A 24,159-nucleotide genomic window follows, 5' to 3' on the forward strand; every position below is an offset into this window, starting at 1 on the left:
CGAGCTGCGCACTATGAGGGAAGCGCCCATTTCCACCCCCATTTTCTTGTGGGGGATGTCCCCGATTAACCTCGAATAGAGGGGGGTCAGTCCTTTTCCACGGAGTCGGTGGCGACAATACTGAGCCCGCGGAAACGGTTGATCGCGGCCCCAATGTCGACGCGTCGCGGGCGAGCCAAGAATGCCGGGTATGAGCGTGCCCCGAACTTTGTCAGCGCGTCCAAGCCTTCGGATGCGAACTGACGTTCAAGACGAGCAAGCAGTTCGGCTAGCGCCATCTTGCCGGCAGCATAGTTTTCCAAAACTCCTCGGACCGCCCACGCGATTGCTTCGGTCTGACCCGGATCGACGATTTGCTCCACGTCCGTCAGGGTGATTGTCTGGCGGTCGATCGTGATTTCGTCCAGGCCCGCGGACTTTGTTTTCGGGCGGTCGGACGTGGGGCGCAGGCGATGGGGGATACGAGGCGCGGGCATCGCGAATTCCTGCTTGTCATTACGAGGCCGCGGCATGTGTTCAGCTACATCCTTGGCGCGGGCGGTGACGTCCACGCAACGGTAAGTGTCAAGCATGAGGACGCAGTCGGCAACGTCCAGATAGTCGCCAGAACCGCCCATGACCATAATCGTTGAAACATTCTGCTTTGCAAGAGCTCCGATACGGTCAACGAGGGGAGTGATCGGCTCTTTTTCGGTGGCGACGAGGGCGCGCATACGCTCATCACGGATCAAGAGGTTCGTTGCCGAAGTGTCTTCGTCGATCAGCAGAAGAGGAGAGCCGAGTTCCACAGCCTCCATGATCGCCGCAGCCTGAGAGGTTGAGCCTGAAGCGTTCGACGTCGAGAAGTTCGTCGTGTCCGCGCCGGCCGGCAAATGTGAAATAAAGGGAGAAACATCGACTCCGGTCACGGTACGACCATCGGCTGCGCGTACCTTCATGGCGTCCGGAAGAGTTGCTACGAGCTCGCGACCGTCGCTTGGAACATGCGCGTACACGCCTCGTTGGATTGCTGATAATAGCGTCGACTTGCCGTGGTAGCCACCGCCGACGATCACGGTGACACCGGGAGCAATTGCCATGCCACTGACTGTGCCCGCGTGAGGAAGGTTCACCGTCTGACGCAGGGTCTGCGGGGATTCAAAAGTTACCGCGGTATCGGCGTCCATCGGAACCTGCGAAATCCCCGACTTACGGGCAAGCAACGAGCCATCGGCGATAAAAGACACCCAGTTGTTTTCCGCCAGAGAATCGATCAGAGCGCAATGATCCTCGTACGTTGCAATGTGGGTTTTCAAGGCAGAAGTCTTGGCGATGGTGATGTCATCGTCAGACACAAAATCAAACGTGTCCATCACAATGTTCGGAATATCCACGTCGAAAATACGGGCAGCTTCGCGGCCCATGATCGTTCGACCTCGCGCAGGCATCTGAACCTGGAAACGGATCTCAACATGATCGGGCATCACCTTCGCGCTTGAACGCTGCAGGATCTCTGGACCCGGGTGAGCGATCCGAATGGCACCACCACGAATGCGGTTTCTGATTGCTACCTCGAAGGCTCGCGCCAGGAAGTCAGCCGTCGCCAGACGAGCCTGACCATTCGCCAATGCTTCAGGTGGCAAGCCCATTCGATCAGGTTTCGCAGTTGCGCGAATCGACGACGGAGGAGCGTAAGGGTCGGACTGAATCCGATCAATGCTCAGCGAAAAATCGCCGTAATCCCAGTCGCCGATCACCGACTTATACGACCCGTAGGAGCGACCATCTAGACGGTCGAGGTCACGAATCAACTCTGTGTCAGAGCCAGAGCGTTTGTGGAACTTATCGTCGGTGTGAAAGCGAGGGACCATGCCCCTATCGTATCGGGTCGCTCCACCCCGGGCACAGGTCGCGCCGGCGGGCATTCCACGCACATAACGTGGTCGCTTTCCGATGCCCGCCGGCGCTATTCCTCACTCACACGGTTGAGGAAGCCTGTGCAGTACCCCGCACAGGGGCACCTCAGTCAGCCCTGCAAGACCTGCGTCGACAGGGGAGTGCGATTACCGAAACGATGGTTCGTGATCGACACTGCCTGCTCGTGAACGAACGGCAGAACCTCTACACGGCCAGAGTTTGTGACGGGGCCATCCCAGACGGCCACGTCAATCGAGCCACCCACGGCGCAACGCAGGTCGTCGCCGGCCTCGTCAATGAGACGAATACGCTCGTCGTAGTTGAATTCCACCTGTGTCAGACGCATAGTGAACTGATCGAAGTCTTCGACAACAACCCCGATACCCATGTGCGCCAGTAGCGACGCGATCGACGTGGGTAGCGGTGTGGTCGTGGAAACGGTCAGCTCAACATCGCCCCAACCGCCGCCGGTGGTCTCGCGAATCATTCCCTCACCCAGTGGATTCGAAGCGAAGGAACCCGTTGCCACGCCAGCCGAGATGACGCGCAGAATATCGGTCAGCGAAGCGCCCGCTCCGGCGCGAATCGTTGCACGTGCCGGAATGTAACGTAGAATATTGCGCTCCGCGGGCACCGCGCTCGGGTCATGTAAGACGTCGAATTCGGTGAACGCGGCCTCGTTATCCGACGAAATTGCCTTCGCCAAACGCTCCATCTCTTCGCCGTCAAGCACCTCGGACGCCGAATCGAGCAGATCACGCAACTGAGGCTTCAACGTGTGCGTCGACGGAGCGGAATCGAGTGGCGCGGACGCCAGCGAACCGAAGCCCAGCAGGTAGTTTGGGCCACCGGCCTTCGTGCCTTCGCCGACAACTGAACGCTTCCAGCCACCGAACGGCTGGCGACGCACGATCGCGCCCGTGATACCGCGGTTAACGTACACGTTGCCAGCTTCGACGTTGTTCAGCCAGTAGTTGATTTCGTCCGGATCCAGCGAGTGCAGGCCGGCGGTCAGACCGTACTCGACCATGTTCTGCGCTTCGATCGCCTCATCGAGCGTATCGACGCGGATAATGCCGAGGATCGGGCCGAAGTATTCGGTCAAGTGGTACTCGCTACCGACCTGGACACCCGAGCGGACACCGGGACTCCACAGTCGGTTCGTGTCATCGAGAGGCTTTGGGGTGATTTCCCACTTCTGACCTGGCTCCAACGTGGTCAGACCGCGCAGTAGCTTTCCGGTCGGCTCGGTCGCCAGCGGACCCATCTGAGCGCTCAGGTCATCTGACCAGGCGACATGCAGGGAACGAACCGCGTCAAGCAACTGGTTGCGCACGCGCTTCGAGAAGCCGACCGAACCGACCAGAATCACATAGGAGCAGGCAGAACACTTCTGACCAGCGTGACCGAACGCTGAGTTCACAACATCCTTTACGGCCAGATCAAGGTCGGCCGACGGAGTGATGATGATCGAGTTCTTACCCGAAGTTTCTGCCATGATCTTCATCGTCGGATCCCAGGAACGGAACAGTTCAGCCGTCCCAGCCGCGCCCGTCAGGACAACGCGACCCACACGCGGGTGCGTGACGAGGTCCTTACCCAGCGTGTCCTCGCCGACGGAGACAAACTGCAGGACATCCTTCGGGACACCCGCAGCCCACAGGCACTCGGCAATAACGGCGCCACAGCGAGCAGCCGGATCAGCAGGCTTCAAAATGACAGCCGATCCTGCAGCCAAAGCGGCCAGAACGCCACCGGCAGGAATTGCCAGCGGGAAGTTCCACGGCGGAGTAACCAAGGTCAGATCCACCGGAGTGAACTGGGCGCCATCGAGTTTTTCGAGCTCCAGAGCAAGCTGTGCGTAGTAGTGGGCAAAGTCGGTAGCTTCGGAAACCTCGACGTCAGCCTGTTCCAGGGACTTGCCCAGTTCGGAGCCGGCAACCTCGATCAGATCCGCGCGACGACGGGCCAGCTCAACACCTGCGCGGTGCAGGATATCGCTACGCTCTGCGGCGCTACGAGTCGCCCATTCCTTGCCGGCGTTCGCGGTCGCCTCGACGAGGTTGTCCAGGGTTTCGCGATCAGTGATCGTCCCCGCTTCAAGGGTCGAAGTTCCCAGAGTTGAGGTCGGGATACGCTCGGCGATTTCACGTGCCCACTGTAGGTTGACCGGAAGAGCCGGATCCGAATCCGCAGTGTTCGCGAAGATCCAGTTACCGTTCGAGTCCTTCAACGGTGCAGCCAGGTCGTCGGCAGTTTCCGACGTGCGGTCCTGGGTACGATTTGCGCCAACACGGCTGATTCCCTCGCGCTTCATCTGCTCAACTGCGGCAAGGAAGCGAGTCTTTTCCTTATCGAATGACACTTGCGAGGTGCCGATATCGAAGATCGACGCCATGAAGTTATCGTCCGCAGAGTTTTCTTCCAGTCGGCGCACCAGGTACGCGATGGCAACGTCGTATTCGTCGGGGTGAACGACGGGCACGTACAGTAACAGGTTGCCGACTTCCTGACGAACTGCGGCCGCCTGCTGCATCGCCATACCGGACAGCATTTCGAATTCAACGTGGTCGGTAACACCGCGTTCCTTCGCCAGCTCCCATGCGCAGGCGACTGTGAACAGGTTGTGTCCCGCGACGCCGATGTTGACGTTCTGAATACGATCGGGGTGCATCGCCCAATCCAGGACTCGCACGTAGTTCGCATCCGTCGACTGCTTCGAATCCCAGGTCGTCAGATCCCAGCCATGCATCGCGGCATCGACGCGCTCCATTGCCAGGTTTGCGCCCTTCACGACACGCACCTTGATCGGTGCTCCGCCACGCGCTCTGCGTGCTGCTGCCCATTCCTGCAGATCCTTCATGACGTTCAGGGTGTCGGGCAGATAGGCCTGAAGCACAATGCCGGCACGCAGACCCAGGCATTCTTCACGGTCGAGGATTGTCTTGAACACGTCGACCGTCAGCTGAAGGTCGTGGTATTCCTCCATGTCCAAGTTGATGAACTTGCCACCGGCGCTGACCGCGTACTGGTAGAGCGGAAGCAGTTCGCGCACCGCATGGTTAACGATCTGGTCGTATCCCCACGGGTTGTGCGGGCCGGTCACCGCCGAAACCTTCAGTGAAACGTAGTCAACATCCGGGCGCTCCAGCAGACGACGAGTGTCGTCGAGGCGCTTGCGAGCTTCCTTCTCGCCCAGCACGGCTTCGCCGAGCAGATTCATGTTCAGGCGCGCGCCATCTTTACGAAGTCGCTCGATTGCTGGACCGAGCTTCTCGTCGGACACATCAACAACAAGATCACCAACAAGGCGTGCAAACACCTTGCGGGCAGCGGGAACAGCGATTGACGGAACTAGCGTGCCAGCCTTCCCGCCAATCAGTGCAGGGGTGCGCAGATACCACGGCAAGAACTTCGGGTTCTTCGCGCCGACCTCGGCAAGGTGGCGTGCGGCCACCTTCTGGTCTTCGGGGCGAACCACTCCGTCAACGAATGAAACGGTGTAATCCAAGCCCTCTTCGTCCTTCAACACGCCGGCCAGCAACTGTGCTGCCGTGTCAGTCGGGAACTGTGTCGATGATGTCGCCCAACGCCTCGCGGTAGCAAGCGCGCGGTCAACGATCGTTTCGAAATCCGTGGTGGGGTTTTCTGATTCAGACATTCTTCCTCGATTACTTTGTTCAGTGGTGTGTGAGTGAGTTGGAAAGATTCAGTGCGGTGATGTTCAGTCGACGAGGCCGCCCACCCTGTTTCAGGCCGTGGCGGTTCAGTGGGCGAGGTGGCCTCGTCAATTCTGAAATAGAGGAATCTGACTGCTTCGCGCCACCTGCGTTCGTGGCGAAGTAGCGCGAAGCTGAGGCGTCAGATGCCCTGAGTTTCTGCGATCGTCTGGTCGAACTCGGCATCAATTTCCGGGTTTGGCTTCCACGTTGCACGCGACACGATGGCCGCAACGATGAGGTTCAGAAGGAAGCCGGGGACGATCTCGTACAGGTCGAAGATGCCACCCGAAATGTTGCCCCAGATGCCAACGACGACCGCGCCGGTCACCATGCCGGCGATTGCGCCTGCCGAGGTGAGTTTGCGCCAGTACAGTGACAGGATCACGATCGGACCGAATGATGCGCCGAAGCCGGCCCACGCGAACGCCACCAGACCCAGAATCGAGTCGGATCTTTGCCACGCCAGAAGCGCTGCGATCAGAGCGATCACGCCAACCGCGATACGGCCAGCAAGAACACCGTCAGCGCCGTTCAGTTCGCGTTTCGTGTAGGCGCGGTAGATATCTTCGACCAGTGCGGACGAGGTCACCAGAAGCTGGGATGAAATGGTCGACATGATGGCGGCGAGGATCGCTGCAAGCATGAAGCCTGCGATGAAGGGGTGGAAGAGCAACTGCCCGAGGCTGATGAAGACGCCTTCGGGGTTCGCGAGCTTTCCTTCGTCATGCTGGTAGACGGCGATGCCGACCAGTGCTGTCATGACTGCACCAATAACGGACAGGAGCATCCAACTGATACCGATGCGACGACCCTGCTTGGCCTCCGCGGTAGAACGCAGTGCCATGAAGCGGACGATGATGTGCGGCTGACCGAAGTAGCCGAGGCCCCACGCGAGCGCCGACACGATGCCGAGGATTGCTGCGCCGGACAGGGCGCCTTCACCGTGAGTGAGCGAGAGGATCGTCGGATCGATGCGGTTCACTTCGCTCATCAGATTGGAGAAGCCACCAACGTGGATGATGCCCACAACCGGCACCAGGATGAGCGCGATCAGCATCATGATGCCCTGAACGACGTCGGTCCACGACACGGCAAGGAAGCCACCGACCAGCGTGTACAGCACTGTCGTCGCAGCGATGATGACCATACCCAGGTAGTAGTCCATACCGAATGATGATTCGAAGAACGCGCCACCGGCGACCATGCCCGATGAAACGTAGAACGTGAAGAACACGGTGATGACAAGGCCGGCAACGATACGAACAATATTGGAGGTATCGCGTAGGCGTTGGCCGAGGAACGATGGAACGGTGATCGAGTTCGATGCGATCTTCGAGTATGCGCGAAGCCTGGGGGCGGTGAACTTCCAGTTCAGCCATGCGCCGACGGTCAGGCCAACTGCGATCCAGCCTTCGATGAGGCCGTTGAGGTAGAGCGCACCGGGCAGGCCCATGAGGAGCCAGCCGGACATGTCGGCTGCACCTGCGGAAAGGGCTGCGACGCCGGGGCCAAGATCTCGGCCACCGAGCATGTAGTCGTCAAGGCTCTTAGTGCGGTTGTATGCGAAAAGACCGATCATGACCATCGCCAATAGGTAGATGATCATCGCCACGGCCTGGAAAGTAGTCTCAGTCATAAGGAGCTCCTAGCGTTGTCGCGTTATCGGGGCCCGAGGTGGTGGGCTCGGATAGTGGTGCGAGTTGGGAGCCAGCGTGCTTGCTGGGATGCCCCGAAGCGCCGTTGCATCGGGTTGTGTTGAGCATAACACCTCTAGGACTTTAGTCGCACATGGTTTTGGGATGAGATATTGCGCGAAAAACAACCGCTCACTGCGACATTTCGGAGAATGCCTCAAAAATGTCGCAGTGAGCGGGAGAGCCAGTTCGGTGAATGTGGTGAGCTCACCAGCAGAGCGTCGCTAAACAAGCAGTACGGTGAGCGCGGCGATCAAGAAGATCAACACGAAAAACGCTGGCACAACGCCCCACAAGGCAACACCGACAATGCCGAGAATGCGACCGACCTTCGCATTCGACACGATGTCGGCGCTGACCCCGTTTTCCTGAGCCTGACGCAGGATCGAATTACCCCACAGCCACGCGGGAATCGAACCAAAGAGGCCGATGAGCGCCAGTCCGAGAATGCCGAGGATCAAGACGGTGGTCGAATTCGACTTCAATTCCTGCGCCAGAGGAGTCATCTGGAACGTCATCCCATACGGTGCCTGGGCAAAGCCGTTTGCCCCATACGGTGCCTGGGCTCCATACTGACCGCCGTTGTACTGGCCGTATGGGTGCTCGGGCTGGACACCCGGTTGCCCGTAAGGATTCTGCTGATCGAACTGCGGTGCGGTGTAGGCACCCTGGCTAGCGGTTGTCGGCTGCTCGCGTGCCGGCGATGCCCACGGATTCTGTTCCCACGTTGGCTGAGTCGGGGTGGAATCCTCGACTACGTCCGCCTCAACGTCTTTCACTTCAGGGGCGGGTTCACTGGCAAGTTCCGTCGTCTCAGCGGTGTCCTTAGTGGGAAGCACCATGGTTTCTTCGACAGCGCCCACAGTGGAATCGCCAACGGGAAGCTCAGTTGTCTCCTCGGTTGTCTCCTCGGTCGGGAGCAGTTCTGTTGCTTCTTCTAGCGGAGAATTCTTCTGTGCAACAGGCTCTGGCGAGTCAGTATCCGCAGGTGCTACCTCTGCTTCTTCAGCGTTCGCTTCAATGACCTGCTCTTCAGCTGGGGTGCCTTCCTGCTTTTCGGCTTCTTCGGGGTTCGACTGCTGATCCATCAGAATGTCCCTTCAACTTGATGTTGATACCAGTCTAGGAAAGGCGGGTGCACCTCAATAGTGGGGACTCCCCTGACTAATCCCCGATCAACCCCCGTAACGTCCCCTTTCCGTCAGAGTGCAACAATCAAGCAATTCCCTAGTCGTTTGGGCAATGCACTGTGAAAGTGGGAAAAGAAATCCCGGCCTCGTGAATTCAAATCAACGAGGCCGGGATTCTCAGTGGCCAACTACCACCGCGCCGGGGGGGCAGGTGGCAGACTGAATGCTTAGAGCATGCAGGACACGCACCCCTGAACTTCGGTGCCCTCCAGCGCCATCTGACGAAGACGCATGTAGTACAGGGTCTTGATGCCCTTCTTCCACGCGTAAATGTAGGACTTGTTAATGTCACGCGTCGTCACGGTATCCGGGTAGAAGAGCGTGAGCGACAGACCCTGATCCACGTGCTGAGTAGCAACCGCGTAGGTGTCGATGATCTTCTCCGGGCCGATCTCGTAGGCGTCCACGTAGTACTCGCGGTTCTCATTCGTCATGTACGGAGCCGGGTAGTAGACACGACCGATCTTGCCTTCCTTACGGATCTCAATCTGAGAAACGATCGGGTGGATCGACGAGGTCGAGTTGTTGATGTACGAAATCGAGCCGGTCGGCGGGATCGCCTGCAGGTTCTGGTTGTACATGCCGTACTGCTTCACATCGGCGGCTAGAGCCTTCCAATCGTCAGCCGTCGGAATGTGGATCGTCGACTTTGCGAGCAGCTCACGGCACTTGTCTGTGGTCGGTTCCCACGTGCCATTGATGTACTTCTCGAAGTACTCGCCGGACGCATACTTTGAATCCTCGAAGCCTTCGAAGGAGACGCCGCGTTCTTTCGCGATCAGGCAGGACGCCTTGATTGCTTCGTAGGCGACAGCCAGGAAGTACATGTTCGTGAAGTCCAGAGCCTCTTGAGAGCCGTACATGACGTGTTCGCGAGCAAGGTAACCGTGCAGGTTCATTTGGCCCAGGCCGATCGCGTGGCTCATCGCGTTGCCTCGAGCAATCGAGGGAACCGATTGAATATCCGACAGGTCGGAGACAGCGGTCAGACCGCGGATCGCCGTTTCGATCGTTGTCGAGAAGTCCTCAGAATCCATCGTCTTGGCGATGTTCAACGAACCCAGGTTGCAGGAAATGTCCTTGCCGACGTGGCTGTAGGTCAGGTCAGCGTTGTAGGTCGAGGCCTCGGACACCTGCAGAATTTCGGAGCAGAGGTTCGACATCGTGATGCGGCCCTTGATCGGGTTCGCGCGGTTCACAGTATCTTCGAAGACGATGTACGGGTAGCCGGATTCGAACTGAATTTCAGCGAGGGTCTGGAAGAAACGACGAGCGTTGATCTTCTTCTTGTGAATGCGGCCGTCGTCAACCATCTCGCGGTACTTTTCAGAAACGGAGATTTCAGAGAAGGGAACGCCGTAGACGCGCTCGACGTCGTAGGGGCTGAACAGGTACATGTCCTCGTTGTTACGTGCGAGTTCGAACGTAATATCGGGGATCACAACGCCCAACGACAGGGTCTTGATGCGGATCTTTTCGTCAGCGTTCTCACGCTTCGTGTCGAGGAACTGCATGATGTCCGGGTGGTGTGCGCTGAGGTAAACAGCACCCGCACCTTGACGCGCACCCAGCTGGTTCGCGTAGGAGAAGGAGTCCTCCAGAAGCTTCATGACCGGGACAACGCCACTGGACTGGTTCTGGATCTTCTTAATCGGAGCGCCGGCTTCACGCAGGTTCGTCAGCGACAGGGCGACGCCACCACCGCGCTTCGACAGCTGAAGAGCAGAGTTAATGCCACGGGCGATCGACTCCATATTGTCTTCGATACGTAGCAGGAAGCAGGATACGAGTTCGCCACGCGCAGCCTTGCCAGCGTTCAGGAAGGTCGGGGTTGCAGGCTGGAAACGACCGGCCATGATCTCTTCCACGAACTGCTGAGCGAGCTTCACATCTCCGCGAGCCAAGTACAGGGAGACCATCGCAACACGGTCTTCGAAACGCTCCAGGTAGCGCTTACCGTCGAACGTCTTCAGCGTGTAGGACGTGTAGTACTTGAACGCGCCGAGGAACGTGGGGAAGCGGAATTTGTGCGCGTAGGCGCGCTTGAACAGGTCCTTGATGTCCTGGAACTCGTATTGGTCCAGAACAGCCTGCTCGTAGTAGCCCTCTTCAACCAGGTATTCCATCTTTTCTTCCAGGTCGTGGAAGAAGACGGTGTTCTGGTTGACGTGCTGCAAGAAATATTGGCGAGCTGCCTTACGATCTGCGTCGAACTGGATCTTGCCATTGGCATCGTAGAGGTTCAGCTGGGCGTTCAGAGCGTGGTAATCGAGCTCTGGGTTACTGATTTCTTCTACGCCTGTGTCGGTGAGATTTTCTGCCAAAACTCTTTCAGTCCTTCTCGAACTCGTGAGACGTCCTCGGGGGTTCCGAGTAGCTCGAACTTATACATATGGGGGACACTCAGCTTCGTTGCAACGATATCGCCTGCGAGGCAGTACGCGGTGCCGAAATTCGTATTTCCTGATGAGATGACTCCCACGCAGTGAGACCTGTTACCCGGGTCGTTGAGGAAGGCGATGACCTGCTTGGGAACCGCGCCCTTGAGGTTGCCCCCGCCGTATGTGGGAACAATCAGCACGTAGGGCTGGTCGACGTGCAGGAACTCGTCTCTTTTCAGCAGCGGGATGCGCTGCGCGGGCAGGCCAAGCTTCTCAACGAACCGGCGAGTATTCCCGGTTGCTGAGGAAAAGTAAACGATGTTCACCATGATGGACCTGCCGTTTGTGCTGCTGTGGTGTGGCGCACCGTGCGCCTAGGTGCGATTCGATTGTATTGACGAGGCCGGACATCTCAGTACTGTTTGAGAATGTTGCCGGGGATCGTCATCGCGTTCGTGAAACTCTGTCCTTGAACGCAGTTCGCCCCGGCCACCTCTATCGGTAACCGGGACGGAAGAAAAGATCAGGCCTGGCCGACTGCGAGGGGCGTTGCGGCAGCTGCCGCAACTGCGACGGCCTTGATGCGGTCCGGGCGGAAGCCACTCCAGTGGGTGTCGCCAGCCATGACGACAGGAGCCTGCTGGTAGCCGAGGCCCTTGATGTAATCGAGCGCTTTGAGGTTTTCCGTCACGTCGATCTTCGTGTAGTCAAGACCCTGCTTGTCGAGAGCGCGACAGGTTGCGTCGCACTGGGGGCAACGGGGCTTCGAGTAGACGGTGATCGTCATGGGATTCTCCTAATTAAAGAGATGGAAACGCGTATCTTCAGGGGGTATCCCGAAGACCTCTTAACACTACACCTTGTGGGTGCTTGAAGGAATAGGCACAACATGTTGTGGTCGTAACGTTGTGTGACTCAGACTGTGGATAGAGGGAGGTGGATCTGTGAATACGGTGTGGATGGGCTTACTGTTCATATAAAAATTGTCCGTTGAACCATGGGTAAATCGTTTTACAGAGCACCTCGAAGAGGGCATGATTATGCGGAAATCACACGATTGTCATTCTTCGGTTCCAGGTCCACACGCATGTGCATGGAGGCGAACACATATGTGCCTACCTGTGGATAACTTCGGATGCGAATGGAAAAAACTGCCTTAAAATTCGTGTGCGTCATCGGCGTGTCGCATATGCCAGACCCCTACATGTAGGGGGTGGATTGCGCACACCCTCCCTATATGTAGGGGTCGTGGTAGGTGAACCACTACTACTGGTGGCGCGCCTGTTGGGTACCGCTACGAGAGGTAAATGTCCCTATCGAGTGGGAGCAAATGATGTGAGCTCAGCATTCGACGACGTTCACGGCCAGGCCGCCCGTCGACGTTTCCTTGTACTTCGACAGCATGTCGTTGCCGGTTTGGCGCATCGTTTCAATGACGGCATCCAGCGACACCGTATGCCGACCATCACTCCAGAGGGCCATACGTGCCGCGTTAATCGCCTTCACCGCGGCGATCGCATTGCGTTCGATGCAGGGGATTTGAACCAGGCCAGCAATAGGGTCGCAGGTCAGCCCCAGTGAATGCTCCATTGCAATTTCCGCGGCATTCTCAACTTGTTCGGGGGTTCCACCCAACGCTTCGGCCAAGCCTGCGGCCGCCATCGCGGACGCTGAACCAACCTCGCCCTGACAGCCAACTTCAGCACCAGCAATCGACGCGTTCGTCTTAATCAGCGAGCCAATCGCCGTTGCTGCAAGCAAGAAATCATGGACTGCCTTACGCCTGCGCGCCCACGCCTCCCCGTGAATGTCGGAAGAGCCGAAACGCACATGAGCAAAAGGAGCCTCAGGTGAGTCGAACAGCGCCGGAGCCGATGCGGCACCAATCGTTGCACCAGCTTCAGGGCAGTAGGAGACCAGGTAGCCGAGGACCGCAGGAATCACGCCCGCAGCGCCATTCGTCGGCGCGGTGACGATGCGGTGGCCGGCAGCGTTCTCTTCGTTGACCGCCAGCGCGAACAGGTTCACCCAGTCCATCGCGCGCATCGGGTCGTCGGGACTCGAGGCCCAGGGAGCGCCGGGAAGCGGTTCGCAGCTGGTACGAGCACGTTCGGACAGTTTTGCGCTCAGTGCTTTCGCGCGACGAGGGACGTCCAAACCACCCGGAAGAATGCCACTGGCACTGGTTCCGGCATTCACGCACTCAAACATCGTGTCCGCGATCGCATCCAAATACTCATCGAGATCTTGAGCAGTTCGCACCGCTTCTTCATTACGACGAACCAACTCGGAGATGCGCAAACCAGACTGCTTACACTCGTGGAGCAGGCGTGCGCTGGTCGTAAAGAGGAACGGCGCAGGAGCATCAATTGTCGCGGCGCTCATGCCGGTCGCCAGCGATGCGACCTCCGGATTATCCACGTCATCATTCATCTGCACCATCACGAAGCCACCGCCCACCGAGTAATAGGTGTGCTCCAGAATTTTCTCGTGGCCATCAGTTTCGCGCCACGCCGTGATCGTCAGAGCGTTCACGTGATACTTCAACACCGTGCGCGGAACGAAACGAATATCGCGCGCAATATCAAAAGGAACCTGACCGCACGGAGTCGGCAAGAAACCGGTCGCGGCAATCGCCGGGAAAATACCCTCAACCGTATCGATCTCAACGCTCTCCGGGCTGTAGCCCGCAAGGCCCAGCAAGACTGCGCGGTCAGTGTTGTGCCCGCGACCCGTCGCGCCAAGCGAACCAAACAGGTCGATCGTAATGCGGCACGGCGCCTGCGACTTCGCCCCTTCTTCGGGGGAACGTTGAGACGTGGAGGCGGCCTCGTCCCCTTTATCTCTGGCGAGCAACGACGCCAACTCGCCTGTAAACGCAAGACCGGCGCGCATCGGACCAACCGTGTGTGACGACGACGGGCCGATACCGATGCGGAACATGTCGAAAACCGACAGGGGGTGCGCAGCCTGAGAAGCGGGAACCTCACCGGAAAGCACGGCAGCGGGCGTTGCCTCGCCAGCGTCGAAACGATCTGGCGTCACCTGAGCAAGCGGAAGAGCGGTCGGAGAATCGGCGGCGTCAAAAGTCATGCGAACTATTGTGCGCTTTCATCACCGTAAGAGCGAACCATAGACTGGGCGCTATGACAACCAGCATCGAATTTCCTGCTCGTCCGACCGTCGTCGCCATCATCCAATGCGCCATGGAAATGGAAGCGGCACCCCTGCGCGCCGCGTTGCACCCCTGCGCCGGTAGTGACACGGTCAGCGAACTCGTCGTCGGAATGGAGGGCCACGCACAACAGCGTTTTGCGCTCGGTGCTCTTGACGGTCACGACGTTCTGCTTGTGCAAAGCGGAATTGGTCTGGCGAACTCCGCGTCCGCGACCGCGCGCGCCCTCACGCTGGTTGATAGTCCCATCATCATCGCAGCGGGCACCACCGGTGGACTCGCCGCGGATATCAACGTCTCCACCATCGCTGCCGGCACCTCGACCATCTACTCCCAAGCCGACGCCACCGCCTTCGGCTACGCCATGGGCCAGGTTCCGCAGATGCCCGAAGACTACCGATCCTCCGACGAAACCGTTGCTCGCGTCGCCCTGCTTGCCAAGTCCGACACCCTCACCGTCATGACCGGTCGCGTCCTGTCCTCCGACTCGTTCATCACCGCCCCCATCGCCCAGCCCATGCGCGAAAAATTCCCGGACGCTATTGGCGCCGACATGGAAACCTGCGCCATGGCGGAAGTCGCCTGGTCCAGCGGTGTTGACTGGGTCAGCCTGCGCGCCGTCTCCGACTTGTGTGGCCCCGCTGCCGACCAGGACTTCCACATGGACTCCGAAAAGGCAGCCGGCATTAGCGCGCTCGCGGTCCGCACGTTCCTGACGCTCTGACCTGCATTTTTAATTGGAAGGATCCCAGTGAAACGAGTTCTGATGGTCTGCACCGGCAACATCTGCCGGTCGACGATGGCTCACCAGATTCTGCTTGAAGCCGCGCGCGATGCCGGCGTTGACATCGTCGTGGATTCCGCAGGAGTTTCCGACGAAGAAGAGGGCAACCCGGTCGACCGTCGCGCTGCCCGGGTCTTGCGCGAATACGGCCACGAGGTCCCCAACCATCGTGCGCGCCAGATCCGCATGAGTGAACTGGCGGACTGGGACCTGATCCTTGCCATGACCGGCCATCACCTGTCTGCATTGAACCGCCTTCGCGATCGCGCCGGGCTTCGTGCCGATGCGGCTTCTGATTCACGAGGCTCCGCTGGGCCTGATATCCGTTTGTTCCGTGATTTTGATCCGCAGGCCACCCCGTCAGACCATGATGTCCCCGACCCGTGGTACGGCGGATATCAGGACTTCGTCGAGACGCTCGAGACGATTGAGCGCACGACGCCGTTCATCGTGGAAGAGCTGTCGAAGTAGCGAAGCGACTAGGCAGTGACTGGTTCATCGTCACGCTGAGTTGCGGGTTGCCCGCTCATCTTCAGGACCTCGCGGCCGGGCTCAGCCATGAATGACACAACCGTGAATCCGAACGCGACGATGCCACTGATGATGAAGATCCACTGAATCGAGAATCGGTCAGCAAGCGGCCCGAACGCGATCATGCCAATTGGCATACCCAGCACTGCAACGATGTTGATCAGCGAAAACACGCGACCCATGTACGTCTGTTCGACCGTGGTCTGAACCAGTGTCATGACCGGCGCGGAGAAGAACGGGATCAGTAGAGCGATGATGAACATCAGTACGAACAGGGCAAACAGGCCGACGGTCGTCCCCAGGAATGGCGTCAGGCCAAGGGCGGCGGACAACAGGCCGAAGCTCCCGCACGAATAGAGAAGCATCCGGCTCTGATTCCACTTCACGGCAAAGGTCGCGATCGCCAGACCGCCCAGCGCCATGCCCGCTGAGAATGAGGTTTCCATGACCGTCAGCGGCCAGACAGCGTCGGTGAAGTCGCGCGCGATCATCAGTGGCACCATGAAGTTCGGTGCGACGATCAGCGTGAAGATTACTGTGTAGAGGACCATCAGCCAGAGGATCGTGCGGTGTCCCGCAACGTAGCGCAGCCCGTCCATCAGATCGTGAGCGAACGACTTTCTATCTTCGCCACCGCTTCGCACCGTCGCAACGGGGATCGTCAGGACAATACCGACGCCGATCAGGGCAGTGACAACGTCGATCCAGAAGGTCGGAACCAGGCCACCCCAGCCGTAGACCGCGCCCGCGATCACCGGAGACAGCAGTGCCATCGCCGAGTTAATTGTCTGATTAATGCCGTTTACGCGCATGAGCTGACTGGTCGGGGTCAGCTGTGGTAAGAGAGCGCCAACCGCGGGTTGTTGGAAGCCGGCGCCTACGGAGCGAATGAAGACCGCGCCGTAGATCAGCCAAAGTGAGGTTTCGCCCGCAATCATTGCTACTGCCAACCCTAGGGTGACCAGCGCAATGATCGAGTCGGAAACGGCGATCACCGTTCGGCGGTTCATTCGGTCGGCAAGCGTGCCACCAAACAAAGACAGAATCGCTTGGGGGACGAAAGCGACAACGGCATACAGGGTGATGACCCACCCGGTCTTGAGCGTCAGCGTCAGATACCACATGATCGCGTACTGCACGATCGAGGAGCCGAACAGGGAAATCGCCTGCGCGATCAGGAATAGGGTGACGCGACGCTTCCAATGCGGGTCGGTTTCTGCGGGTGAGCTGGGGGTTTCGTTGATCGACGAGGCCACCTCCACGGGATCCGCGTTCTCCTGGTCTAAAGGGCGGGTCTCATCGGCGTGAGGTGAGGTGAAGCTGTCAGTCATGTGATGAAACGCTAGCAATACCAGGGGTTATTGTGTGCGCCGAGCGCACGATGTCACAGTTACTCTCCTGTTTGGGGCGAGATGATCGCATCGGCGCGCGATGCGCATTCGGCGACCAATTCAATGTTGGGGGCGTCCACGGTGCGCACCCAGTGGGCGGCATCTGCGCGACATTTTCCGAATGCTTCGTGGCGGGTGACGAGGCGCCGCATGACAGCGTCTGTCGGCGTATCAATGTGGACGAGGAAGTCAATGTGCCCGCGAGCCTCGCGCCACCCCGGTTCGTCGAATGCCAGGTAGTTGCCTTCGGTGATGACGATGCCCTCAGTTGGAATCAGGATGGACGCTGCGACAGGTTCGTGCAGGCCACGGTTGTAGTCGGGAGCAAAAACGGGGTGCTCGCTCGCTTGAATGCGTGCCAGCAGGGCCTGGTACCCCCAGACGTCAAACGTGTCGGGAGCGCCCTTGCGGTCGTGGCGCTCCAAGTCGTCCAGCACGGCATTCGACATGTGAAAGCCATCCATCGGCGCGATGCCAGCCACCGCAACATCGGCAGTTTCAAGGATTTCTGCGACGAGGGCTGCAACGGTGGTCTTCCCGGTTCCGGGAGGGCCGGTCAGACCGAGGACACGAATGTTTTCTCCGTTTGCCAGCCGGTGAAGGACAAGGTCAACGACCTGTTGAGCGACGGACAGCGACGCGGACGCACGTTCAGAGTAGATGGCGTAGGGTGCGGATCCGCTGATGGAGCCAGCGGGTTGATTGTCTGCGGTGTCAGTGTGTGTGCTCATGGCCGAAACCTCGTCGTTCTGGGGCGGAGCGGAAACGGTAAATGAAAGAGCCGGCTGCGACGCGCGCAACCGGCTCGACACAATCAGGCGTTTGCTGTGATCGTCGGCAGTGTCGACCAGGGGAAGTTGATCCACTTGTCGGTTTCTGCCCAGATGTAGTCGGGGGTGATGATCGAGCGTGATTTCTTGTAGATGCAGACGCTGCGCGCGTCAACCTTCACTTGGTTTTCACCGTCGAGGGACAGGCCGTCTTCGGCGATCATGTCCATGACCATCTTGAGGGTCTTGCCGGAGTCTGCGACGTCGTCAACGACCAGGACTCGCTTGCCTTCCATCGCGGAAATATCCATGAGCGGAGGAAGTAGGATCGGTGCTTCGAGGGTTTCGCCAACGCCGGTGTAGAACTCGACGTTCATGGTGCCGCATGCCTTGACGTCCATTGCGTAGGAGATGGCGCCCGCAGGGATCAGGCCACCGCGCGCGATGGCGACGATCAGTTCGGGGATCCAGCCGGAGTCAACGATCTGCTGAGTGAGTTCACGGCTTGCAACGCCGAAACCTTCCCACGTGAGAACTTCGCGATCTGCAACGTCGGGAACGTCCGTGGACTGAGCAGTGGTGGTGTTCGGCTGATCCGTCATGTCACTCCCTGGGTAGCGGCTTTATGGTGGTCGGCTATGGGTGGGCCGTCTCAATAAACCAAATAAAGAACTTAGGGACAAGAGTAGTACTCCGCGCGCGGTGGGTGATACCGAAATTGGGTGCGGAAGTGATGGTCTCGTCACTGTTCGTGTTCAGTTGCGCAACTTCGTGCGCGTGGGGGGCGAGGCCACGCTCGATTGCTCAGCCTGCCAGCGTGCTACCGGCGCGGTTTTGGGTGGCCTCAGGCGCGTTCGATGCGTCGCAGTTCTTTGAGGTAGGCGGTGCCGGGGTTACGTGGATGTCCTTTATATGTCCAGGTCAGAATGCGTTCGACGTCGAAGCGTCGCGCGCAGTGTCCGCAGGCGGTGACGCGACGCGGTGGCCGGTAGAGCTTGCGTTGTGCTCCGCATTTGGGACAAGTTCCGACCCAGGGTTCGTCCGGGGAAGGCAGATGCGAGGGGAGCTTTGCGTCATCGGGGGCGCCCAGACCGCGAGCAACCTTCCGCCACGTTGCATCGTGGTGATGGTCTGGGCCGACAAGGGCGTGCGCGATTTCGTGGAGGATGACGCCACGAACGGTGTCCTGATCATAGAGATCGGTGAGCGGTCCGGACAGAGTGATCGTCTTCGTCCGGTAGGCGCAGGATCCTGCGCGGCGTTTTGCTGTGTCGAATTTGAATGTCCAGTCGCCCAGTTCGGCGGCGTCCATCAGCATGCGCGCTTCTTTTCGTGCGATTCGTCGATCCATTTCAGATCGTCTCAATCAGGCCGAGGACGCGTTTCACCGACACCTTGTTGGGCGTGCCCAGCTGTTGGGCGAAGAAGGAGACGCGCAGTTCTTCAATCAACCACCGCACGTGCGAGATCGTTGTAGCCGACTTCGCGTTGTAAGGGCGCGCGCGAGCACTCTCTTCGGCTTCGCCCAAAGCGTCGAGGATGTCGTGGATTCGGTCCCTATTCTCCAGATCGCGATCGAGTGCTCTGGGGGATGAGGCTGCGCGTTCAATACGCATCGCTCCGGCTTTCAGATAGCGCGCCAGGTGAGGCATCGCCGATAGGGGCGTATCAAGAACAAAACCCGGATACACCAGAGAACCAACGTGATCTCGCACGTCAGCAACTGTTTCGCGCATGGATTCTTCCGTGTGAGAGCGGATCGCGGACTCAATATCGCCGTGGGCTTCCATGGCTCGTACAACGTAGCCGAGAATCTCGTAGACCCTGTCCTCGTGCAGGTTTCGTGCGCGATTGGCGAGGTCTTCGAATGAGGCTGCGTCTCGAATCGATCCGGGACCGGCCTGGCCTGACAATTCATCTACTAGCGAGAGAGCGGAAGCCAACTGAGTGTCCGCAATCAGTGCAGTGGTATCCGGGTAGGGTGATGCGGCGAGCATCAGAGCTTGGCGTCCCGTCCAACGTGTCGTCACTCGAGTCTGTTGCAAGCGAACTCGGCGAACCAACAGGCGTGCAAGGCCCTCGCGGTGATGGCGGTCAGCGTCGCTCGAATTCGCCATGAGTCTTACGCCAGCGCTCGGATCTGTGGCGCTACCTTGAGCGACAAGCGCGGGGAAGCCGCGCAGTGTTATCACCTGGATACCTTGCGAGCTGGATGTTTGACCGGGAGAGTCAATCGACCGGGGAAGCGGGTCAGCTGGGAAATCTGTCAGCCCATCAACGTGCAGGTGTGTAGCAACCTCGGGGGAACCATCGGAATCTGAATGCGCATGACCAGCGTTGTTCTTCGCTTCGCTGAAGCTCGCGCGCGAACTATCTGTGCGCGAACTGGGGTGGCTTCGTCGATTGGAGCGATCCTGTGTGGCGTCGAGAAGAGCCTCGGCGACAGCGCCTCGCACCGCGTCACGAATCGCATTGTCTGCTGACGATGCCAACGTGCGTTGCAGGTATGTGAGGTCGGTGCTCGAACCGAGTTCAGCGCCGTGCGAATCAACAACGCTGAATGTCATCCGCAGATGCGTGGGTAGGTTGTCGTGAGCGTGTGCAAGGTGAGAATCGCTCAGATCGATTCCGCGCAGAATCCTCACTGCGGTGCGGAAAGCCTCGCTGAATGAAGGGCGTTCTCTCGACCAATCAATCACCGTCGACTGTGGTGGGGTCGCGGGTGTCTCTTCAGCCTGAGGTTCTGGCATCGGCGCAGGCTTTTTTCCACGATCCTTCTGCTTTGCATTCCCAGTCGTGGCACCCCAGCGAGCAAGACGATCCATCGCTGCCGTCAGGCTCATCGGATCGACCCCCGTAGAAGCCTCGTCACCGTTCTTGGACGACGTGGCTGCGCCGGAATGCTGCGAAGCGACGCCGGACTCGGCTTCGGTCAAGGTTCCTGCGAGCGCGCGCTCCATCCATGCTCCGGCCTGAGCGGCGACCTCGGGCGCGGGGGCAAGTAGACGACGCTGAGCCTTCGGCAGAGCGCGAATCGACTCAGTAATGAGCTCGATCAGCATGCCGGGAACCAACCAGTCCGTGCCAACATCATTGACGCGTTGCAGGACTTCGATCGGGATTGTCATCGTGACGCCGTCGCGCGCACTGCCGGGAGTGAACGCATACGACAGATCAAGCTTCAGGCCGTTTGATTCCCAGGTATCGGGGAAACCGTCAGCATCTTGGCCGATCCCTCGCGGAAGAAGCAGGGCAGAAGTGTATGTCAGCAGGTCAGGATGCTTTTGGCGCGTGTGTTTCCACCAGCGATTGAAGTGCCCGGCGGACACAATATCGTCGGGAAGCAGGTCGTCGAAGAATGCGAAACGCGCGTCCTGGTCAGCAACCAAACCGTGGGTGCGTGAACGTCGTTCGACTTCGCGCGCCTGCTCCAGTAGCTCATCGTTCGTCTTTTGGAAGCGATGGCGTTCGCGCCATTCGCCGTTCACCAGCGCGTGGCGGATGAACATTTCGCGGGCGAGTATTCGCGCCGTCAGCGCAGTGTCAATGGTCGACGAGGCCGAGATCTTGACCTTATCGATCGGCGGGGTGGTGCCCGACGAAGATGCCCCATTCGACTGCTCGGGTGTTTCATTGCTGGGAGCCAAGTTCGCTAAGTCGTCACCATCGCTGGATGTATCGAAGCTGGTCGACGGCAGATTGAGGGCACCAGCCAACGCCATCGCGAGGAAGTCACGACCAATAGAGCCTATCTCGGTACGAGAACGACGATCCGACGTAGGTACACCCAGCAGGCCCTGAGCGATTCCGGCCAAGGAACCCGCCGTGACCACGCGAGACGAGCGCGAATCCGAACCCGCGTCAATCACGTGGTCACCCAAACGACCCAGTAAGACAGGACGGTCGGCAACTAAAGTCAGCCCGTAGAGAAGGACCTTTTCCTTCACCATTGCCGCACCCTTGGCGCTCGACCAGAAGGGCTCGGAATATACGCGCTTCAACAGTGGGCGAGCCACCGGCTCAATCCACGCCGGATCAATCCGCGCAACAGTGCGAGCAAAGAGGCGACTGGTCTCAACCAATTCAGCGGTCATCACCCACGCAGGATGTGAGCGCGCTAAACCTGAACCCGGCCAAATCGTGAAGTGAGTACCGCGGGCACCCTGATAATCACGTTTTGCCTGATCCCACGAACCCAAGTTCGACAGGAAACCAACAAGCAGTGATCGGTGAATCTGGTCGGCATCCACACTGTGCGAACCATCCGTGAACGCCACAACCGCACGCGCTGCCGCATCAGTCAAACCGCCCACTTCCGCCGCATGAACAACATCGCTAGACGACGGAATATCAATCGGATGCACATCCAACCCGAGCGGACGGGCCATCTGCTGCAACTGAACAACAACGTCACGCCACTCGTTAAAACGCAGGTAGTGCAGGAACTCGGCCCGACACATGCGACGGAACGCCGCACCCGATAGATCCCTCTGCTGGACTGTCAAGTAGCGCCACAAATTCAAGTAGGTGACGAAGTCAGACTTCGGATTCGCCAAGCGAGCATGAGCAGCATCGGCAGCCGCCTGATGTTCAGCGGGGCGCTCGCGGACATCCTGAATTGAAAGTGCTGCCACGATGACAAGGACTTCGGAAGCACAGCCGTTTGCGTCGGCTTCCAGAAGGATTCGCCCCAGCCTGGGGTCAATCGGCAACCGCGCCAAATCCCGACCAATTGCGGTCAAGCGGTGTCCAAAGGAACGCCTTGAACCTGCGCCACCAGCACTGTTTGAATCCGCGTCCTTTGCGCTCGAGGGCGAAGACATGTGCGTGGCCTCGTCATCTTCTACGAGAGCGCCAATCTCCACCAGAGTCGCGATGCCATCGCGAACCGCGCGATGCTCGGGCGGGTCAAGGAAGGGGAAGTCGGCAATTGAACCGAGGCCCAGCGCCGCCATCTGTAGGATGACCGACGCGAGCGAGGTGCGCAGGATTTCCGGTTCGGTGAAGCGAGGACGATTCTCGTAGTCGCGTTGCGAAAAGAGGCGGATTGCGATGCCGTCAGCGACGCGACCACAGCGTCCAGCCCTCTGATTAGCACTGGCCTGCGACACCGCTTCGATCGGCAGTCGCTGCACCTTCGTCCGGTTGGAATAGCGAGAAATACGCGCAAAACCAGGGTCGATAACATAGCGAATGCCCGGGACAGTCAGCGAAGTTTCCGCAACATTGGTTGCCAGAACAACGCGACGCAGTCGGTGGTCCTCGAACACGCGATGCTGCTCGGCTGCACTCAGGCGCGCGAACAGCGGAACGATTTCAATATCCGTCGGGCGAGCCTTCGCAGTCTCACCCGCTTTTACCCCGCGCGGACCTAGATGGTCGAGTAATGCCTGTTCGGTATTGCGGATGTCGCGTTCGCCCGGCAGGAAAACAAGGATGTCCCCCTCGCCCTCACCAGCAAGTTCGTCAACGGCGTGACAGATCGCGGTCTCAACATCAGTGTCCTCGCCGAGTCCGTACCCAAGCGACGGTAGATCATCGTCAGGGTCTTCCAAGACCAGCTGTTCTGTGCCCAGGTGCAGATTATCGTCTTCGATTGACAAGGCGTCGCCCGGTTCCTGATCAGTGCCCGGAGTGGACGATGAGTAGTGCGTTATCACGTCAGCGGTGAGGGGGCGATAGCGGACTTCGACGGGGAAGGTGCGACCCGAGACTTCAATAACAGGTGCCGGCTGCTTCAACGTCCCACGACCGGGCAGACCATCCCACACACCGAAGTGCTCAGCGAAACGCTTCGAGTCGATCGTCGCCGAGGTGATGATGACTTTCAGATCCGGGCGCGCCGGAAGCAGACGAGCCAGATAGCCCAAGATGAAGTCAATGTTCAGGCTACGTTCGTGGGCCTCGTCAATAATCAGTGTGTCGTAGCGACGAAGCAACGGATCGGACTGGATTTCCGCCAGCAGAATGCCGTCGGTCATCAGCTTGACTAGGGTGGTGGGCCCGACCTTGTCCGTGAAACGCACCTGATAGCCGACAACCTGGCCAGGTTCGCGTCCAACTTTTTGCCCGAGTTCCTCAGCGATGCGGTCAGCGACCGAACGCGCTGCGATACGCCTGGGTTGAGTGTGTCCGATCATTCCGGAGACGCCACGACCCAGTTGCATACAGATTTTCGGGAGCTGCGTGGTCTTACCCGAACCCGTTTCACCAGAAACGATAACAACCTGGTGGTCACGTATCGCCTGAGCGATTTCGTCGCGGCGAGCACTGACCGGCAGGTCAGGGAAAGTCACGACGGGGATTGAGGCTGCGCGCGCGGCCAGCTGTTCGGGAGTGAACGGCTTAAACGTGTGTGCGTGTTCGTATTGAGGACTGCGCCTACGACGAGGCTTGTGGTGTGGCTGGGTGGCAGAGTGCCCGTTGCGCTCGCGGGAACCTATGGGAGTACGAGGCTCCTGCCCGACGCGGCTTTTACGCTGCTGCCCCTTGCGCGGAGTGTCCTTTTTGGACGTGCCAGAATTTTGCGGGCGCGCTCCACCGCCACGGCGGCCGTGTTGAGACGACCCCGATTCATTGGAACGCACTGGTTTTTCTGGCACCCGCCTAGTCTAACGAGGCACGT

15 protein-coding genes are annotated in these 24,159 nt (G+C 59.1%); 2 read left to right on the forward strand and 13 right to left on the reverse strand.

What is annotated here, in order from left to right; translation table 11 throughout:
• Positions 1-86: 86 nt before the first annotated feature.
• The 8 genes from HMPREF9241_RS02230 to HMPREF9241_RS02265 all read right to left on the reverse strand — a co-directional run bounded on the left by HMPREF9241_RS02230 (position 87) and on the right by HMPREF9241_RS02265 (position 13,976).
• Positions 87-1,850 (reverse strand): ABC-ATPase domain-containing protein, encoded by a 1,764-nt coding sequence (locus tag HMPREF9241_RS02230; RefSeq protein ID WP_040318352.1) that lies wholly within the window; start codon positions 1,848-1,850, stop codon positions 87-89.
• 155 nt (positions 1,851-2,005) lie between these two features.
• Complete coding sequence (locus HMPREF9241_RS02235; RefSeq protein WP_006680658.1) at positions 2,006-5,557, reverse strand: proline dehydrogenase family protein; 3,552 nt, start codon at positions 5,555-5,557, stop codon at positions 2,006-2,008.
• Positions 5,558-5,757: 200 nt separating this feature from the next.
• On the reverse strand, positions 5,758-7,254 hold the full coding sequence (gene putP / locus HMPREF9241_RS02240) for a sodium/proline symporter PutP (protein ID WP_006680659.1): 1,497 nt from the start codon (positions 7,252-7,254) through the stop codon (positions 5,758-5,760).
• Between the two features lie 282 nt (positions 7,255-7,536).
• Positions 7,537-8,400 carry a hypothetical protein gene (locus tag HMPREF9241_RS02245; RefSeq protein ID WP_006680660.1) on the reverse strand — a complete coding sequence of 288 codons (864 nt, stop codon included), beginning with the start codon at positions 8,398-8,400 and terminating at the stop codon, positions 7,537-7,539.
• 269 nt (positions 8,401-8,669) lie between these two features.
• Positions 8,670-10,826 (reverse strand): class 1b ribonucleoside-diphosphate reductase subunit alpha, encoded by a 2,157-nt coding sequence (gene nrdE, locus HMPREF9241_RS02250; protein WP_006680661.1) that lies wholly within the window; start codon positions 10,824-10,826, stop codon positions 8,670-8,672.
• Positions 10,796-11,212 (reverse strand): class Ib ribonucleoside-diphosphate reductase assembly flavoprotein NrdI, encoded by a 417-nt coding sequence (gene nrdI / locus HMPREF9241_RS02255; RefSeq protein ID WP_006680662.1) that lies wholly within the window; start codon positions 11,210-11,212, stop codon positions 10,796-10,798. The genes nrdE and nrdI overlap by 31 nt, the downstream gene beginning before the upstream one ends.
• A gap of 194 nt (positions 11,213-11,406) precedes the next feature.
• The gene (nrdH, locus tag HMPREF9241_RS02260; RefSeq protein ID WP_006680663.1) at positions 11,407-11,670 is read right to left on the reverse strand and encodes a glutaredoxin-like protein NrdH; all 264 of its coding nucleotides are present in this window, start codon (positions 11,668-11,670) and stop codon (positions 11,407-11,409) included.
• Between the two features lie 554 nt (positions 11,671-12,224).
• Entirely contained in the window at positions 12,225-13,976 is a 1,752-nt protein-coding gene (locus tag HMPREF9241_RS02265; protein ID WP_006680664.1) for an L-serine ammonia-lyase, iron-sulfur-dependent, subunit alpha, read from the reverse strand.
• Positions 13,977-14,029: 53 nt separating this feature from the next.
• Between HMPREF9241_RS02265 and mtnN the strand changes: the two genes are divergently transcribed.
• Positions 14,030-14,782: a 5'-methylthioadenosine/S-adenosylhomocysteine nucleosidase gene (mtnN, locus tag HMPREF9241_RS02270; protein ID WP_006680665.1), complete on the forward strand. Its 753-nt coding sequence runs from the start codon at positions 14,030-14,032 to the stop codon at positions 14,780-14,782.
• Between the two features lie 42 nt (positions 14,783-14,824).
• Positions 14,825-15,313 carry a low molecular weight protein-tyrosine-phosphatase gene (locus tag HMPREF9241_RS02275; RefSeq protein WP_040318353.1) on the forward strand — a complete coding sequence of 163 codons (489 nt, stop codon included), beginning with the start codon at positions 14,825-14,827 and terminating at the stop codon, positions 15,311-15,313.
• Between the two features lie 8 nt (positions 15,314-15,321).
• Here HMPREF9241_RS02275 and HMPREF9241_RS02280 read toward each other — a convergent pair whose 3' ends face one another.
• From HMPREF9241_RS02280 to HMPREF9241_RS02300, 5 genes are all read right to left on the reverse strand, one after another.
• Positions 15,322-16,704 carry an MFS transporter gene (locus HMPREF9241_RS02280; protein WP_006680667.1) on the reverse strand — a complete coding sequence of 461 codons (1,383 nt, stop codon included), beginning with the start codon at positions 16,702-16,704 and terminating at the stop codon, positions 15,322-15,324.
• 59 nt (positions 16,705-16,763) lie between these two features.
• Positions 16,764-17,630 (reverse strand): nucleoside/nucleotide kinase family protein, encoded by an 867-nt coding sequence (locus HMPREF9241_RS02285; protein ID WP_006680668.1) that lies wholly within the window; start codon positions 17,628-17,630, stop codon positions 16,764-16,766.
• Positions 17,579-18,136, reverse strand: coding sequence for a phosphoribosyltransferase (locus HMPREF9241_RS02290; protein ID WP_006680669.1), 558 nt, complete (start codon positions 18,134-18,136; stop codon positions 17,579-17,581). Before HMPREF9241_RS02290 ends, HMPREF9241_RS02285 begins: the two co-directional genes overlap by 52 nt.
• Before the next feature lie 242 nt (positions 18,137-18,378).
• On the reverse strand, positions 18,379-18,885 hold the full coding sequence (locus HMPREF9241_RS02295) for a SprT-like domain-containing protein (RefSeq protein WP_040318354.1): 507 nt from the start codon (positions 18,883-18,885) through the stop codon (positions 18,379-18,381).
• Position 18,886: 1 nt separating this feature from the next.
• Positions 18,887-24,121 (reverse strand): DUF3418 domain-containing protein, encoded by a 5,235-nt coding sequence (locus tag HMPREF9241_RS02300; RefSeq protein ID WP_006680671.1) that lies wholly within the window; start codon positions 24,119-24,121, stop codon positions 18,887-18,889.
• Positions 24,122-24,159: the final 38 nt, after the last annotated feature.

The organism is Schaalia turicensis ACS-279-V-Col4, from assembly GCF_000296505.1.
GTDB lineage: Bacteria > Actinomycetota > Actinomycetes > Actinomycetales > Actinomycetaceae > Pauljensenia > Pauljensenia turicensis_A.